The sequence below is a fragment of the Acinetobacter sp. IK23 genome (assembly GCF_035615275.1).
GTDB lineage: Bacteria > Pseudomonadota > Gammaproteobacteria > Pseudomonadales > Moraxellaceae > Acinetobacter > Acinetobacter seifertii.
This window is the reverse complement of record NZ_JANBNX010000013.1, coordinates 25,789-40,943: the sequence shown is the minus strand read 5'-3', so window position 1 is coordinate 40,943 and position 15,155 is coordinate 25,789. Positions and strand designations below refer to the sequence as shown.

Annotated in this window: 13 protein-coding genes and 2 pseudogenes; 7 read left to right on the top strand and 8 right to left on the bottom strand. The window is 39.2% G+C overall.

What is annotated here, in order from left to right; genetic code table 11:
* Positions 1-4 precede the first annotated feature (4 nt).
* The 3 genes from nrdR to glnK all read right to left on the bottom strand — a co-directional run bounded on the left by nrdR (position 5) and on the right by glnK (position 2,417).
* Positions 5-463, bottom strand: coding sequence for a transcriptional regulator NrdR (nrdR, locus tag MSG95_RS10835; protein WP_004699275.1), 459 nt, complete (start codon positions 461-463; stop codon positions 5-7).
* 160 nt (positions 464-623) lie between these two features.
* Positions 624-2,021 carry an ammonium transporter gene (locus MSG95_RS10830; protein ID WP_077165247.1) on the bottom strand — a complete coding sequence of 466 codons (1,398 nt, stop codon included), beginning with the start codon at positions 2,019-2,021 and terminating at the stop codon, positions 624-626.
* A gap of 57 nt (positions 2,022-2,078) precedes the next feature.
* Positions 2,079-2,417 carry a P-II family nitrogen regulator gene (gene glnK / locus MSG95_RS10825; RefSeq protein ID WP_000780326.1) on the bottom strand — a complete coding sequence of 113 codons (339 nt, stop codon included), beginning with the start codon at positions 2,415-2,417 and terminating at the stop codon, positions 2,079-2,081.
* Positions 2,418-2,695: 278 nt separating this feature from the next.
* Between glnK and MSG95_RS10820 the strand changes: the two genes are divergently transcribed.
* The 3 genes from MSG95_RS10820 (at position 2,696) to MSG95_RS10810 (ending at position 5,123) form a co-directional block, all read left to right on the top strand.
* On the top strand, positions 2,696-2,923 hold the full coding sequence (locus tag MSG95_RS10820) for an accessory factor UbiK family protein (protein WP_077165248.1): 228 nt from the start codon (positions 2,696-2,698) through the stop codon (positions 2,921-2,923).
* 65 nt (positions 2,924-2,988) lie between these two features.
* Positions 2,989-4,476, top strand: coding sequence for a YifB family Mg chelatase-like AAA ATPase (locus MSG95_RS10815; protein ID WP_077165249.1), 1,488 nt, complete (start codon positions 2,989-2,991; stop codon positions 4,474-4,476).
* 101 nt (positions 4,477-4,577) lie between these two features.
* Positions 4,578-5,123, top strand: a complete 546-nt coding sequence (locus tag MSG95_RS10810) for an NADPH-dependent FMN reductase (RefSeq protein ID WP_077165250.1) — start codon at positions 4,578-4,580, stop codon at positions 5,121-5,123.
* A gap of 24 nt (positions 5,124-5,147) precedes the next feature.
* Here MSG95_RS10810 and MSG95_RS10805 read toward each other — a convergent pair.
* Positions 5,148-6,580, bottom strand: a pseudogene (locus MSG95_RS10805) (PLP-dependent aminotransferase family protein).
* 112 nt (positions 6,581-6,692) lie between these two features.
* On the opposite strand from MSG95_RS10805, the gene MSG95_RS10800 reads away from it, so the two are divergent.
* Both MSG95_RS10800 and MSG95_RS10795 read left to right on the top strand, forming a co-directional pair.
* Positions 6,693-7,469: an aldolase gene (locus MSG95_RS10800; RefSeq protein WP_077165251.1), complete on the top strand. Its 777-nt coding sequence runs from the start codon at positions 6,693-6,695 to the stop codon at positions 7,467-7,469.
* 15 nt (positions 7,470-7,484) lie between these two features.
* Positions 7,485-8,363, top strand: a pseudogene (locus tag MSG95_RS10795) (dihydrodipicolinate synthase family protein).
* 39 nt (positions 8,364-8,402) lie between these two features.
* On the opposite strand, the gene MSG95_RS10790 reads toward MSG95_RS10795, so the two are convergent.
* Entirely contained in the window at positions 8,403-9,215 is an 813-nt protein-coding gene (locus tag MSG95_RS10790) for a TorF family putative porin (RefSeq protein WP_213033553.1), read from the bottom strand.
* Positions 9,216-10,177: 962 nt separating this feature from the next.
* Here MSG95_RS10790 and MSG95_RS10785 point away from each other — a divergent pair.
* Complete coding sequence (locus tag MSG95_RS10785) at positions 10,178-11,497, top strand: OprD family outer membrane porin (RefSeq protein ID WP_049066813.1); 1,320 nt, start codon at positions 10,178-10,180, stop codon at positions 11,495-11,497.
* 108 nt (positions 11,498-11,605) lie between these two features.
* Here the strand turns inward: MSG95_RS10785 and ppa are convergent, their stop codons facing one another.
* Together ppa and MSG95_RS10775 are read right to left on the bottom strand one after the other, a co-directional pair.
* Positions 11,606-12,130: an inorganic diphosphatase gene (gene ppa / locus MSG95_RS10780; protein WP_077165254.1), complete on the bottom strand. Its 525-nt coding sequence runs from the start codon at positions 12,128-12,130 to the stop codon at positions 11,606-11,608.
* A 127-nt stretch (positions 12,131-12,257) separates the two neighbouring features.
* A complete protein-coding gene (locus tag MSG95_RS10775; RefSeq protein ID WP_039254267.1) occupies positions 12,258-12,656 on the bottom strand; it encodes an MAPEG family protein in 399 nt (132 codons plus the stop codon).
* Positions 12,657-12,762: 106 nt separating this feature from the next.
* On the opposite strand from MSG95_RS10775, the gene MSG95_RS10770 reads away from it, so the two are divergent.
* The gene (locus MSG95_RS10770; RefSeq protein WP_077165255.1) at positions 12,763-13,146 is read left to right on the top strand and encodes a hypothetical protein; all 384 of its coding nucleotides are present in this window, start codon (positions 12,763-12,765) and stop codon (positions 13,144-13,146) included.
* Between the two features lie 43 nt (positions 13,147-13,189).
* On the opposite strand, the gene MSG95_RS10765 is transcribed toward MSG95_RS10770, so the two are convergent.
* Positions 13,190-14,869, bottom strand: coding sequence for a long-chain-fatty-acid--CoA ligase (locus tag MSG95_RS10765; protein ID WP_004699291.1), 1,680 nt, complete (start codon positions 14,867-14,869; stop codon positions 13,190-13,192).
* Positions 14,870-15,155 lie beyond the last annotated feature (286 nt).

The window sequence follows — 15,155 nt, the reverse complement described above, 5'->3', positions numbered from 1 at the left end:
ATGATTATTGCTCACGTTGTTGCATTTGCTCAATTTGACGACGAAATGCTTCAACATCCTGAAAGTCCTGATAAACCGAAGCAAAACGAACATAGGCAACGTGGTCAAGTGCAAATAAAGATTGCATGACAATTTCACCAATTGTTCTAGACTTAACATCACGCTCACCTAAACGGCGAATCTGCAATTGAATATCGCTTAGAACCGTTTCGATCTGCTCTTGTGTCACTGGACGCTTTTGTAAAGCATGCATAAGCGAACGGCGTAGCTTCGCTTCATCGAACGGTTCATTTTTTCCATTCGATTTGATCACACGGGGCATCACCACTTCATAGCTTTCAAAAGTGGTAAAACGTTCACCGCAAACTACACACTCACGACGTCGACGAATCTGACAGCCTTCTGCGGCTAGCCGAGAATCGATGACTTTACTATCTGCGGCGTTGCAAAATGGACAATGCATAGCGGACTTAATAGGGTCAATTACTTTGACCTAGTGTAGCAAAATTTCTACGCTTACTGAACCAGCATTCTATGAGACAAAAAAACAGCCTTGAGCCAGATCAAAGCATCGCTTTGATCACAGCTCAAGACTGTTTTTAATACAGCAGATATATTATGTATTATTCAATACGTTCGCCATGTTGGCTTAAATCCAGACCCATACGTTCATCATCGGCATTAACACGCAGACCAATCACCACATCAATTACTTTAAGAATAATGAAGGTTGCAATACCGCTGTAAACCATAGTTGCAAGTACACCTTCAACTTGTACCCACAATTGGCCTGCAAATGTTGGTGCTAAAGTCACACTAGCTGCTTTAATGATTTCATCACTGTAGAACACGCCAGTTAAAATCGCGCCGACAATACCACCTACTGCATGTAAACCAAAGGCATCCAATGCATCATCCGCTTTGAGTAAACGTTTAAGTGCTGTAATACCCCAGAAGCAGACTACACCACCAATTAAGCCCATCACTAGAGCTCCGCCTACACCGACGAAACCTGCTGCTGGTGTAATCACAACCAAACCAGCCACAGCACCAGATGCACCACCTAATACAGAAGCTTTACCACGAATCATACGTTCTACAACTAACCAAGAGAACGCAGCAGCAGCGGCAGCAACTTGAGTTACTAAAATTGCCATACTTGCACGAGCACCAGCGCCTAACGCACTACCACCGTTGAAGCCGAACCAACCCACCCAAAGTAAGCTTGCACCGATTACAGTTAAAGTTAGGTTATGCGGTGCCATAGATTCACGGCCAAGGCCAATACGTTTACCAAGCATGTAAGCTGCGACTAAACCTGCAACACCAGAGTTGATATGTACAACTGTACCACCAGCAAAATCTAACGCACCTGCTTTAAATAACCAACCATCTGTTGCCCACACCCAGTGAGTAATTGGCGCATAAACTACGAGTACCCAAATAGTAATAAAGGCCATGAAAGCTGAATATTTCATACGGTCAGCAATCGAACCACTCAAAATTGCGACAGTAATGATGGCAAAAGTCATTTGGAAAATAACAAACAAGCTTTCAGGAATTGTTCCACTTAGTGCATTAAAGCCTACGCCGTTGAGCATCGCTTTAGACAAGTCACCAAAGTATGCACCTGTGCCAGAGAACGCGAGTGAATAACCAGCAATCACCCAAATTAAACTTACCAAAATTGCAGCAGAAAGGCTGAACATCATGGTACTTAAGACGTTTTTCTTACGGACCATACCGCCGTAGAACAATGCCAAGCCAGGAATCGTCATCAACAGAACCAAAGCTGTTGAAACTAAAATCCAAGATGTATCGCCTGTATCGAGTTTTGGTGTAGGTGCTGGAGCTGCCGGAGTTGCTGCGGCGGCTGGTGCTGCTGCAGTTGTTGCAGGAGCTGCAGATGTTGATGTTGATGTAACCTCAGATGTAGGTGTTGTTACAGTCTCTTCTGCCCAAGCGGCAGTACCACCCAAAAGTGCGCCTGTTAGACTCAGCGCCATAAGCATTTTTTTCATTCGTGTCCCCCAACCTCATTTGCGAGCTATTTATTGCTCAGCAAGCTTTGTGCCAATTTAGACAGCATCTGGTCCTGTTTCACCCGTACGGATACGGATGACTTGTTCCAGATTAGTCACAAAAATCTTACCGTCGCCGATTTTCCCAGTACTTGCCACACGAGTAATTGACTCAATTACTGCGTCGACCATTTCATCGCTAATCGCAATTTCGATTTTTACTTTAGGTAAGAAATCAACCACATACTCCGCGCCGCGGTAAAGTTCTGTATGCCCTTTTTGACGACCAAAACCTTTAACTTCAGTTACGGTAATCCCTTGTACACCAATGTCAGAGAGTGCTTCTCGCACATCATCCAATTTAAACGGTTTTACAATTGCAGTTACAAGCTTCATGTTTGTTTCCTTCGGCTTCTTTTCACCAGTAAGGTTTTATGTTCAATTTTCATGCCAATATTTCAAAGGTTGGAGGAGATGAATCTTTTGCATGAGCTTTCTTTATAACCTATTTAGTTATCAAGATGTAGATGAGCTACTAAAAATAAAATGAATTTGCAGTCCTGTTTTTATTTCAATTTATTGTTATGCAATATCGGAAAGCCAAGAAGCCTATATCCGAGCTTCAAGCAGTGTTAAACTGACAAGTAAAGTGAATACAACAGTTTGGATATCCCATGTTAGAAACTCTATTACAGGCCATTTTGGAACAAATTGACGAGCCTAAAAAAGATTTAGAAAAAAATTTACGTGCATTATTAAATGAAACTGTCGAGAAATTAGACCTCGTGTCGAAACAAGAAATCGAAATACAGAAAACCGCCCTTCATTTAGCCAATCAACGTTTAGAAGAGCTACAAAAACAAGTAAGTTTGTTAGAAGAAACTTTAAAGAATAAAAAATAAGCACCAACGTAGCGCACTTATACTTTACAACGATTAAAAATGAAGCACCATAATGGAACAGTAAGATGTCTTTTTCTAAAATTTATACTCGGGGACTTTTAGGATTGCATGCACCTCTCATAGAAGTAGAGGTGCACGTGAGTCAAGGCTTACCTTCTCTAACGATTGTAGGGCTTGCTGAAGCAGCAGTTAGGGAGAGTAAGGACAGGGTTCGCTCAGCCATTATTAATAGTGGATTTCAGTTTCCGACTAAACGGCTGACTATTAATCTTGCTCCCGCAGATTTGCCCAAAGATGGTTCACGTTTAGATTTACCGATCGCATTAGGGATATTAATTGCCTCAGGTCAGCTTCCAGAGAACTGTACAGAAGACTTTGAATTTATTGGAGAGTTAGCCCTAGATGGTCATGTAAGACCAGTTTCAGGTGCTTTAACTTTGGCCATGGCATGTCAGCAAGCTCAGCATAAAATTGTTTTACCCCAAGATAATAGCCAGGATATTAGTCATTTACCAAATCTTGAGTGTTATCCGGTGAGCCATTTAAAAGAAGTTTGTGAACACTTTTTAGGTAATACCAAGCTATCTCAGGTGCAATCATCATCACGTTCAAATAACTTGCCGTATAAATTTGACCTTGCAGATGTAAAAGGTCAGCTACGCCCGCGCCGTGCACTAGAAATTGCTGCTGCGGGAGGGCATTCCCTGCTCTTTAAAGGACCACCGGGCACAGGTAAGACTTTACTCGCCTCACGCCTTCCGTCAATTTTACCGCCACTATCTACTCAAGAAACACTTGAAGTTGCTAGTATTTATTCTATTTCAAATACGCCTCATACTTTTGGACAGCGTCCTTTCCGTGCACCCCACCATACAGCATCCGCAATTGCACTAGTTGGGGGCGGCTCACATCCTAAACCGGGTGAAATTACCTTATCTCATTTAGGTGTTCTATTCTTAGATGAATTGCCCGAGTTTGATCGCAAAGTATTAGAAGTTTTACGCCAGCCGCTCGAGTCAAAAGAAATTATTATTTCACGGGCAGCGCGACAAATTACCTATCCTGCCAACTTCCAACTGATTGCAGCCATGAACCCCTGCCCATGTGGTTATGCATTTAATCAAGACAGTCGTTGTCAGTGTTCACCCGAGGGTATTAAACGTTATCAGAACCGTATATCGGGCCCGTTACTTGACCGCATCGATTTACATATTGATGTGCCACCTTTAAAAGCTCAGGAACTGCAAGACCCAACGCCTGCTGAAGATTCTACAACTGTGCGACAACGTGTGATTTCTGCTTATGAACAACAAATACAAAGACAAAATTGTTTAAATCAAGCGCTTTCACCGAAACAATTAGAACAATTCGCTGTCTTAGATGAAACATCACAGCGAATGATTGAAATGGCACAGCAACGTTTAAATTTATCGGCTCGTGCTTATCATCGTGTTTTACGAGTCGCGCGAACTATTGCCGATTTAGCTCAAAGTGAGATGATTCAAAGTCCTCATCTTACAGAAGCGCTCTCTTATCGAGGCAATCATTCTTAAGGTAAAACAGCGGATCGTGTATCCGCTTTTTTAATATGTATATGAGTTGTTCATTAAAGAATTTATTAAAGCCTATATAAAAAGGCAAAAAAGAGGACGCTATGAAAATTTTGGCTATATCGGGTAGTGCAAGAAAAGTATCTACCAATACGGCGCTATTAAAAGCAATGAGGGATATAGCACCGTCCAGTATTGAGTTTACAGTTTTTGATCAAATTAATAATCTGCCTATCTTTTCTCCAGATAATGAAGGAGAAAAAACGCCTACTGTAGTGGAAGATTTCATCAAATCTGTTTCTGATGCAGATGGAATTATTATTTCAAGTCCTGAATATATTCGTTGTATTCCGGGCGGTCTTAAAAATGCAATTGATTGGATGGTTTCCCGTACCGAAATTATAGACAAGCCGATTATTCTAGTTCATGCATCTAGTCGCGGTGACGACATGCTAGTTTCTTTAAGAAGAGTACTTTCGACAGTGAGCAGCAACTTTTTTGAAGATTTATTTTTACGCTTCTCTCTTCTCAGTAAATCTCCCGAACAAATTTTTGAAATGCTACATACTGAAGAATATAAGTCACAAATCACACCGTTCCTGCTTAGCTTTGTCTCAGAAATTCAAAAGTATAAAGACCAATTAGAGTGAGCTTTCTTAAAATGAAATAACAGATTATGAGTTCACTGTTCTTTTATTAAGAATCTCATTTAGCTTCTCGATTAAAGCAGTGATTTCTTTCTCTGATAAAGCGGCAAAACCCAAGCGAATACAACGATTAGAAGACTCGTTTTGTTTAAACTTATGCTCTGTATCAATGTTAAGATCTTTTAACTGTATAAGCTGATCTTGAGTAAATGGTTTCTGGAACTTTACCCATAAAGCCATTCCACCCGCGGGTCGTTGTATATGAACACTCTCTGCAAAAATTCGCTGAAACTCAGCTAAGGTATGGTCTCGACGTAGCTGATATATTTTTTTCATTTTGCGAATGTGCCGTTTTATTTCACCTCGCTGCATTAAATCTGCTAAAGTAAGTTCCGTAACGTTATTGCCTTGCCGATCAATCAATAAAATATCTTCAGTAATGGATTGAATGATTGGTGAAGATGCCACGATGTAACCCAAACGAATACCCGGTGCAAAAACTTTAGACAATGAACCCACATGAATAATCAATTCAGAATGAGGCAAACTTGCTAAGGGCGGCATAGGCCGACTGTCATAATGGAATTCATGGTCATAGTCATCTTCAATAATATAAAAGCCCCATTTTTTTGAAAGCTCTAAGAGTTGAAGACGGCGATTCATTGGCATCGTGACAGTTGTGGGATATTGATGATGCGGGGTTGTATAAATAGCAGCAATCGAATGTTCTTTTAAAATCCGTTCTAAATCTTCAATGACAATACCTTGTTCATCTAATTTGACAGAAACGACCTGAAAACCATTTGATTGGAATGCTTTAAAAGCAGAAGGGTAATACAGCTCCTCAACAACAATAACACCCTGCCGATTAGGTAATGCCCGAGAGGCAAGAAAAATTCCCATCTGGCTACCACGTACAATACAAATCTCATCTGCGGCAACATTCATAAAGCGTTCCATCGAGAGCATTTGTTGTAAGGCTTGTCTTAGCTCAATCATTCCCCGCGGGTCGCCATAGCCCATGTATTGGTTTTGCGTAATTTTAATCAGTGCATGCCGATAGGCTCGTGAAAATAGTTCGTAGGGAATAAGTCGTGGATCTGGCACACCATCGTTATGTGGATAGACAGCAGTCCTTTGAATTAGAGATTTCTCTTGTTCTATTTTCTCAAAGGCTGGCTCTATCTCAATTGAACTTTCAGGCAAAATATCTGCCACAAATGTGCCTTTTCGGGGACGAGTCACCAACCATCCTTGTGCCTCTAGTTCTTCATAAACTGCCTGCACGGTTTTCCGATTAATTCCTAGTTCTTTTGACAAGCTACGAGACCCCGGCAACATAGTCCCCTGCCCTAAACGGCCACTTAAAATTTCCTGACTAATCAAGTTAGTCAGTTTTAGGAAAACCGTTTTTCTTCTCTTTCATCGATACGAAAATGTACTTGCCAAGGTCTTAGCATATTCGCCCCATCTGGACCATATAACTTATGAAAACTGGATGTATTGATTCATCCAGTTGTTTTCTATTCTGCCTTCACCTACTTAATTTGGTCAACTTGGACTGGAGAAGAGATGAAGACTGCTTCTGTAAACAAACAAGAGCTGATGCAACACGCACAGCAAGACATGCAAAAGTGGATTAGCGACTCAGATTTAACTGACCGCCAAAAGCTTGCACTCACTTGTCGTATTTTATTTGACCATGGCCATGATGCTGGTTTGGCAGGTCAAATTACATGCCGTAGTGAAAATAAAGAAACCTTTATTACCCAACATTTCGGTTTAGGTTTTGATGAAATTACTGCTTCAAACTTACTTGAAGTGAACCAAGATTTAGAACCCATCCATCAAGAAGGAATGGCAAACCCAGCCAACCGTTTTCATACATGGATTTATAAAGAACACCCAGAGGTGAACTGCATTATCCACACACATCCTACGCATGTCGCGGCTCTTTCCATGCTTCAAATTCCGCTCATGATTTCTCAAATGGATGTCTGTGCACTTTACGAAGATTGCTCATTTGTAGGCCATTGGCCGGGTGTTCCTGTGGGCAATGAAGAAGGTATTTTGATTTCCTCTGCTCTTGGTAAAAACCGCGCTGTTTTGTTGTCTCACCACGGTCAACTGGTTACAGGAAAAACCATTGAAGAAGCCTGCAACTTGGCTCTTTTAATTGAACGCGCAGCTCAACTACAACTTTTAGCCATGTCGGCCGGGCAAATTCAGCCGATCCCACACGATTTAGCTACAGAAGCTCATGACTGGGTATCTACCGATAAACGTAACAAAGTGAACTTTGCTTACTACGCACGTAAAGCTTTGAAAAAACATTCTGACTGTATTTAAAAAGAGACTTCGACCATGAAACTACACGGCATTATTGGCTACCCTGTTACGCCATTTTCTGATGACAACACCATTAACATTCATGTTTTAAAACAAATGCTGGATTTGCTGATTGCAAATGGCTGCGATGCGATTGCACCTTTAGGCAGTACAGGTGAAAGCGCTTATCTTGAATGGGATGAGTGGTGTTTAGTCGCGAAAACTTCTATTGAAAGCATTAATAAACGCTTGCCCGTCATTATTGGAATTTCAGAACTCACCACCGATCAAGCCATCAAAAAGGCACAAGTCGCGCAAAGCTATGGTGCAGATGCACTTATAGTGATTCCTGTATCGTACTGGAAGCTAACAGACCAAGAGATTTTTGAATATTATCAAGCAATTGCTCAAGCGACCACACTACCAATTATGATTTATAACAACCCAGCAACCAGTGGTGTTGATATGTATCCAGAGTTAATTGTGCGTATGTTTAATAACATTGCAAATATTACGATGGTGAAAGAAAGTAGCGGTGATATTCAGCGCATGCATAAAATTTATGAGTTATCAAAAGGAGAACTCCCTTTTTATAACGGGTGTAACCCTCTAGCTTTAGAAGCTTTATGTGCGGGAGCAAGCGGTTGGTGTACAGCAGCACCAAACCTGTTAGGTTAGCGACCTCAACAGCTTATTGAACATGTAAAAAATGGTGAATTGGAACAGGCCCAGAATTCATTTTATCAGCAACTTCCTCTACTACGCTTTATTGTAAATGGTGGTTTACCTAAAACGATTAAAGCTGGTTTACAACTAAAAGGTGTCTTTGCGGGCTTACCACGCAAGCTCCTGTCTAAAGCTACAGATATTGAGCTTGACCAGTTAAAACAGCTACTTTCTGAAATAGAAAACTAAAAAAAGCGGGTTATTCACCCGCTTTTTTAAAATTCAAACTTAGAATGTTTTAGTTAAACTAAACACTAAACCTGTGTCATAAGGTTTTTTCTGAGCATCAGTCATGCCAGAAGTACTAATATCTGTACCGACAACATCTAGCTCAGCAACAATACCCAAGATGTTATAGTTTACGCCGACTTTATAATCGATATAGCTATCATCTTCACCTGGTCCACCTGCAACTACAAGTAAAGAGTCTTTGTTTTTGAGTTTGTTATAACCAACTGAAGCAAGTCCAGTAAATCCTGTGTCTGCAATTGGTGCTGAATAACCAACGTTGAAATACCAGAACTCATCAGAGCGACCCCAGTAATCATTAGAATAGTTCACACCTACACTGAGTGCATCGCCTTTAAATAAAGAGTCTGCAAATGTTAATTTTCCATAAAATTCAGTGAAGTCAAAACCAGTATCACCATTGTATGGGTTAGTAAATTTTGAGTCAGAACCAATGTATCCATAGCGAATAACACCAACATCATAAGTTGGCGCAAGTGTGTCTGAAAGTTTTAACGTATTTGTATAACCTAAAGAGATATCAGTTTCTGTTGAAACACCCGGTGTATTAAAGTCAACGCTTGAACCCCAAAGCGCAACATAAGCACCTGACTTATGAGAAAAAGTGAAACCGCCTTGAATGGCAGGGTTATTTGACGATTGAGTAACACCCCGGAAACGGTAGTCTGTGGTCGCTGCCACACTACCTGTTGCCGTGATTCCATAAAAAGATGGAGCATCCTCAGCCATAACCATGGTTGAACCTGCCGTGAGTACGCCGAATGCTACTGCTTTAAGTGCAAATTTCATCATTTTGATCTCCCCCACAATGAACGCACGATTTAATTGAACTAAACAAATTTTGTTACTTAAGCTTTAGCAATTGCTGTGCCAAGTCCATATTTGATATCGCTGCACTGCATCAGTTTTGAAATCAAATTCTTTTTAAAATAAAAATATCGCCTAACGCTCATAAAAATATATTTATAAAAAACAATACAATAAAACAAAATTATTGCAAAGCTAAAAATGTTCAACATAGAAAAACCCCTTATCGGAAATTATTACCGAGGTTGGAAGTATTCATTTGATGTGTGTAAATTTTCTATTTAGATTTAAAGACCAGATATAAAAAGTATGTAAATTATTGGAGGCGATCCTAGTAATGTTCTGTGAGGGAGCATATTTGGTTAATTTATTTCTTTATTTATTTGTGAGTTAAAGTCAATGAACTATTTTGGGCCTTTTTTAACCAACAATATAAACAAAAAGGATACTGCACAAAACTTACGCAAAATATTGCACTCATTTTGATCAGCTCAACTAAATCATTATTGGCTTTTTATAACACTTGTTCTTAATATATTGCACTTTTAAAATAACGTTACATTGCAACACTTCAAATAGTGTTTAAAATGAATCGTCGAAAAAATCAACTTAAAGCAAGGTTAAAAAGTAAACATATCCAGCAAAAAAGAGCAAAAAACGAACACAAGAATCAACTATTTTTTAAAGTTTGAATATAAAATAAATGGTAAAAATCAACTAAAAAATAAATTACTTTTTTTATTTTAAACAATACATTAAGTATAAAACACTATGAGTAAATTTACTAAACATCCAGTACCACATTAATCAATTTCTGCATAGCATATATAAAATAAAATCAACAAAAATATATCTTTTTTATAGATTACTTATACAATTGATGGAAATCCTAGGCCCTGAATTATAACAAGGCACAGGATTTATCGTTTTTATGAGGTTCTTTAAATATGCTAAATGCACAAAAACTTACATTAGCAGTTCTCATTTCTGCGGCAATAATTTCCTCAGCTCAGGCAAGCGAGCAAAGTGAGGCAAAAGGATTTGTTGAAGATGCGAACGGTTCTATTCTCTTCCGTACAGGTTATCTAACTCGCGACAAGAAACAAGGCGCGAAAGATACTAGCTCATTTGCTCAATCGGCAATTGTAAATCTTGAATCTGGCTTTACACCTGGTATCGTTGGTTTCGGTGTTGGCGTTGTTGGTGATGGTTCATTTAAAATCGGTGAAAATAAAAATGCCGGCAACCAAATGATTCCTAAAAACAATGATGGTTCAGCTTATGACCATTGGGGTCGTGGTGGCGGTAGCGTTAAAGCTCGTTTCTCAAATACGACTGTACGCTATGGTACTCAAGTACTCGATTTACCAGTTTTAGCAAGTAATACTGGCCGTATGGTTCCTGAATATTTTACAGGTACTTTATTAACAAGCCATGAAATCAAGAATCTTGAGTTAGTTGCTGGTAAATTCACAAAAGACCAAATGTCTGACCAAATTAATACCGATGCCGATGCGTCTGGCAGAGGCCTTGATCGTGCAATCGTTTGGGGTGGTAAATATAAGTTCAATGATAACTTAAATGCCTCTTACTATGGTTTAGACAGCAAAAATGCGCTTGAACGCCATTATGCTAATGTGAACTTTAAACAGCCTTTAACAAATGGCAGCTCATTAACTTATGACTTCAGTGGCTACCACACTAAGTTTGATGCTAATGCACATACTTATTCAGCAACTGGAACAGTAGCACCTAACTATGGTGCCACTGGTGTAGCTGGCGAAGAAAAAACCAACAACATTTGGGCATTCTCTACCACTTATAACACTGGTCCACACAGTGTTATGCTTGCTTACCAACAAAACACTGGTAATGTTGGTTATGACTATGGTCAAAATGCTGACGGCTTCCAAAGTATTTATTTACCAAACTCTTATATGTCTGATTTCATCGGTAACCACGAGAAATCTGCACAAATTCAATACAATGTTGATTTCGGTAAATTAGGTGTATTACCTGGTTTGAACTGGACAACTGCATTTGTATACGGTTGGGACATCAAAGTTCGCAATGTAACTGACGATGCTCAAGAGCGCGAATTCTTCAACCAAGTAAAATACACAGTACAAAGTGGTTTTGCTAAAGATGCAAGTCTTCGTATTCGTAACTCTTACTACCGTGCAAGTGATGCTTACCAATCTAATGCGTACATCGGTGATACAAACGAATGGCGTATCTTCCTTGATATTCCTGTGAAATTATTCTAATTCATAGATCTATCAAGCATAAAAAAACCTACCTCTGGTAACACAGGTAGGTTTTTTTATTGAGCCTAGAATATCAATTGAGACACTCTAGGCTCATAAAATCAGAGCTTATTTAGCAGCTTCGATAGCTTTCAATACTTCAGCTTTAGCAACGTCAGAACCTTCCCAACCGCTGATTTTTACCCATTTGCCAGGTTCTAAATCTTTGTAGTGGCTGAAGAAATGCTCAACTTGGCTAATCAACAATGGAGGAAGATCTGTATATTCCTTCACGTCTTTGTAAAGTGGAGATAATTTCTCGTGTGGAACTGCGATTAATTTCGCGTCGATACCACCGTCATCTTCCATGTTTAATTTACCAACTGGGCGGCAACGAATTACAGAACCAGCAGCAACAGGATGTGGAGTTACAACAAGTACGTCTAATGGGTCGCCATCTTCAGACAAAGTATTTGGTACATAACCATAGTTTGCTGGATAGAACATTGCTGTGCCCATGAAACGGTCTACAAACAATGCATCAGAATCTTTGTCAATTTCATATTTAATTGGCGCTGCATTTGCAGGAATTTCAATGATGACATAGATGTCATTTGGTGCATCTTTACCTGCTGGGATATTGCTGTAACTCATATCAATACTCTTTCGTTATGAAGTCAGATGTAAAATCCACTCGATTATAACGTGGATATCATCAAAATGATGCCGATTATACAATGCGCACACGCGAAAGTTGATATGAATGGTGACAGAATGACACTCAAGTCAGCTTAATTGTCACGATCAACAAAAATATTGGACATAATAATGATAAAAACCAGACAATCGAACGTAAAGTTGCCCAATTACATAAATAACAGATGCCATAAATGATACGTAAAATAATATATGCCCAACCCAATCTCAAAATAAAGTATTCAGGCACCACCATATATTCAGCCATCAAAATAGCTGTTAAAAATAAAGGTAAACTTTCAAAACTGTTTTGTTGTACTGCATTTGCCCGAGCAGCGATACCCTTTGTATTAGCAAGAAAATCTCTTGGGTTCTGATTATCGACGGGTTGAAAACCGCCTTTAAATTTTGCAATTACGGTAAATGCGTATGGCAGCAAACATGCCACTAAAATAATATAGATAATGCTGCTGATGCCGTGCATAGTGCCATCCATCACTGAAAATACTGTTGATCATGCTATCATAACTGATCGTTTTTACCTGAAATTTTATGCAATCGCATGTCATCACTGATTTATAGGGCTATGTATGCAACAACCTGATCAAAAAGAATTGTTTGATGTCTTGGAAAAGCAAAAGAAGAATCAGCTTCAGGTAGACCTCATATTTAAAATTGTATTACCCATCGTCGCTTTTTTACTGAGTGTAATTTGTGCAAATTTAAATTGGCAATCGACACTAGGTACCTTTGTGATTTTAACGATTGCCTTTATTGCTGTAGGTATTAAAAGGCTTACCTTATGGCATTGGATGATTGTAATTAGCTTATATTGCCTCGCAGATAATTACCTGAGTTATGGTCAGCTTGATTTAACTCACCTGCGTTTACAACTTGGCACTATGCTTGTTTTTGTAGGTATGGTTGGAATTGGTCGCCCTTATGTAGACCGCTGGTTTATGAAAAACCGTTAATAATAAAAAAAGCGCCCTATGGCGCTTTTTTATTATTCAAGAATTATGCAGGCTTACGTAGATCTTTACGTAAAATTTTACCTACATTTGATTTTGGTAATTCATCCATAAACTCAACATAACGAGGGCGTTTGTAGCCTGTTAAGTTTTCTTTAGCAAAGTTCAAAATTTCTTCAGTTGTTAAACTTGGATCTTTTTTCACAATAAAGAGTTTTGGCACTTCACCTGATTTTTCATCTGGAACACCAATTGCTGCAACTTCCAATACTTTTGGATGTTTAGCAATAACTTCTTCAATTTCACTCGGATAAACGTTGAAGCCAGAAACCAAAATCATATCTTTTTTACGGTCTACAATTTTTGTATATCCGCGGCTGTCCATAATACCAATATCACCAGTACGGAAGAAGCCATCGGCTGTCATCACTTTAGCGGTCTCATCTGGACGGTTCCAATATCCTTTCATGACCTGAGGACCACGGATTGAGATTTCGCCTTGTTCACCTAAAGGTACTTCTTTTCCATCATCATCCAAAATTGCAACATCGGTTAATGGTAATGGAATACCAATCGTACCGCTAAATTCAGTCGATGTCGGTGGATTCGCAGTTGCTACTGGCGAAGTTTCTGATAAACCATAACCTTCGATAATGGTTGTACCCGTAATTTTCTTCCAAGCTTCTGCTGTAGAAGGTAAAACTGCCATACCACCGCCCATCGCCATTTTTAAATTGCTATGGTCGAGTTGCTTAAACTCTTCATTATTGACTAAAGCATTAAATAATGTATTTACTGCTGGGAAAAATGATGGTTGATATTTGCGCAATTCATTAATTACAGCAGGTAAATCACGAGGGTTTGGAATTAAGATATTTGCCTGTCCTTTGTACATACCGTACATCGCACAAACCATGAATGCAAAAATATGATAAAGCGGTAATGCACAAACAATACGGTCGCCTTTCGCCCCATCATTTGCACCAAATTTACTTTGGAAAATACCATCACACTGTAAAAGGTTAGCAACCAAATTACGGTGAGTTAGCTCAGCACCTTTTGAAACACCCGTTGTACCACCCGTATATTGAAGCACGGCTGTATCGCTTAAAGTTAAATTCGGACGTTTGTAATTGCTTGGATTTTCTTTATTTAATGCACTATTAAATTTAACATGGCCTGGAATGTTCCAAGCTGGAATTTGTTTGCGCACTTTACGCAAAACAAAATTGACTAAAGTACCCTTAAGTGTACCTAACATGTCTCCAACAGAAGCAACTACAACATGCTTGACTGGAGTTTTACCTAAAATACTTTGGTAAACGCTTGCAAAGTTCTCGATAATGACAAGAACTTCAGCACCTGAGTCATTTAACTGATGCTCAAGCTCACGTGCAGTATATAGTGGGTTAACATTCACTAAAATTAAACCAGCACGGAAAACCGCCAAAGCCACTACAGGATACTGCAATACGTTTGGCATCATCACTGCCACGCGAGTTCCTTTTGCTAACCCCAAATTTTGCAAATAGGTCGCGAATTTACGGCTTGCAAGCTCCAACTCGTTAAATGACATGGCTTTATCCATAAAGATAAAGGCATCACGAGAACCAAATTTCTGGAAATTACGCTCAAAAATATCAACAATTGAGGTATTTTCTGCAGGCAATGCTACTGTTTCTGGTATCCCTGTCTTTTGGTATTCTGCAAACCAAATCTTTTCCATAATGCCATTATCTCCGATTCGTAATCCTTAGTAATAACTGTTATTCAATGCCCCAGCTATTCTTTAGCTTCTTGGTGCCAGAACATATTTAAAACTTATTGGCACATTCATGACACTTTCGAACAAGATTATGAGACAGAAGTTTTGACAATTTGTCCCTGTCAAATTTTTTGCATGGAGTACAAATTACGTACTCCAAATTGCTGCCCTTTTAATCATTATTCAATACCAACAAGTTCAGTTCACTGCTTGAACTTGTTGCCATATATAGCGTATTTATGTTGCC

Bases quoted from the DNA above. Each gene is read 5' to 3' on its own strand.
- nrdR (WP_004699275.1), bottom strand. From the start codon at position 463: ATGCATTGTCCATTTTGCAACGCCGCAGATAGTAAAGTCATCGATTCT.
- MSG95_RS10830 (WP_077165247.1), bottom strand. From the start codon at position 2,021: ATGAAAAAAATGCTTATGGCGCTGAGTCTAACAGGCGCACTTTTGGGT.
- glnK (WP_000780326.1), bottom strand. From the start codon at position 2,417: ATGAAGCTTGTAACTGCAATTGTAAAACCGTTTAAATTGGATGATGTG.
- MSG95_RS10820 (WP_077165248.1), top strand. From the start codon at position 2,696: ATGTTAGAAACTCTATTACAGGCCATTTTGGAACAAATTGACGAGCCT.
- MSG95_RS10815 (WP_077165249.1), top strand. From the start codon at position 2,989: ATGTCTTTTTCTAAAATTTATACTCGGGGACTTTTAGGATTGCATGCA.
- MSG95_RS10810 (WP_077165250.1), top strand. From the start codon at position 4,578: ATGAAAATTTTGGCTATATCGGGTAGTGCAAGAAAAGTATCTACCAAT.
- MSG95_RS10800 (WP_077165251.1), top strand. From the start codon at position 6,693: ATGAAGACTGCTTCTGTAAACAAACAAGAGCTGATGCAACACGCACAG.
- MSG95_RS10790 (WP_213033553.1), bottom strand. From the start codon at position 9,215: ATGATGAAATTTGCACTTAAAGCAGTAGCATTCGGCGTACTCACGGCA.
- MSG95_RS10785 (WP_049066813.1), top strand. From the start codon at position 10,178: ATGCTAAATGCACAAAAACTTACATTAGCAGTTCTCATTTCTGCGGCA.
- ppa (WP_077165254.1), bottom strand. From the start codon at position 12,130: ATGAGTTACAGCAATATCCCAGCAGGTAAAGATGCACCAAATGACATC.
- MSG95_RS10775 (WP_039254267.1), bottom strand. From the start codon at position 12,656: ATGCACGGCATCAGCAGCATTATCTATATTATTTTAGTGGCATGTTTG.
- MSG95_RS10770 (WP_077165255.1), top strand. From the start codon at position 12,763: ATGCAACAACCTGATCAAAAAGAATTGTTTGATGTCTTGGAAAAGCAA.
- MSG95_RS10765 (WP_004699291.1), bottom strand. From the start codon at position 14,869: ATGGAAAAGATTTGGTTTGCAGAATACCAAAAGACAGGGATACCAGAA.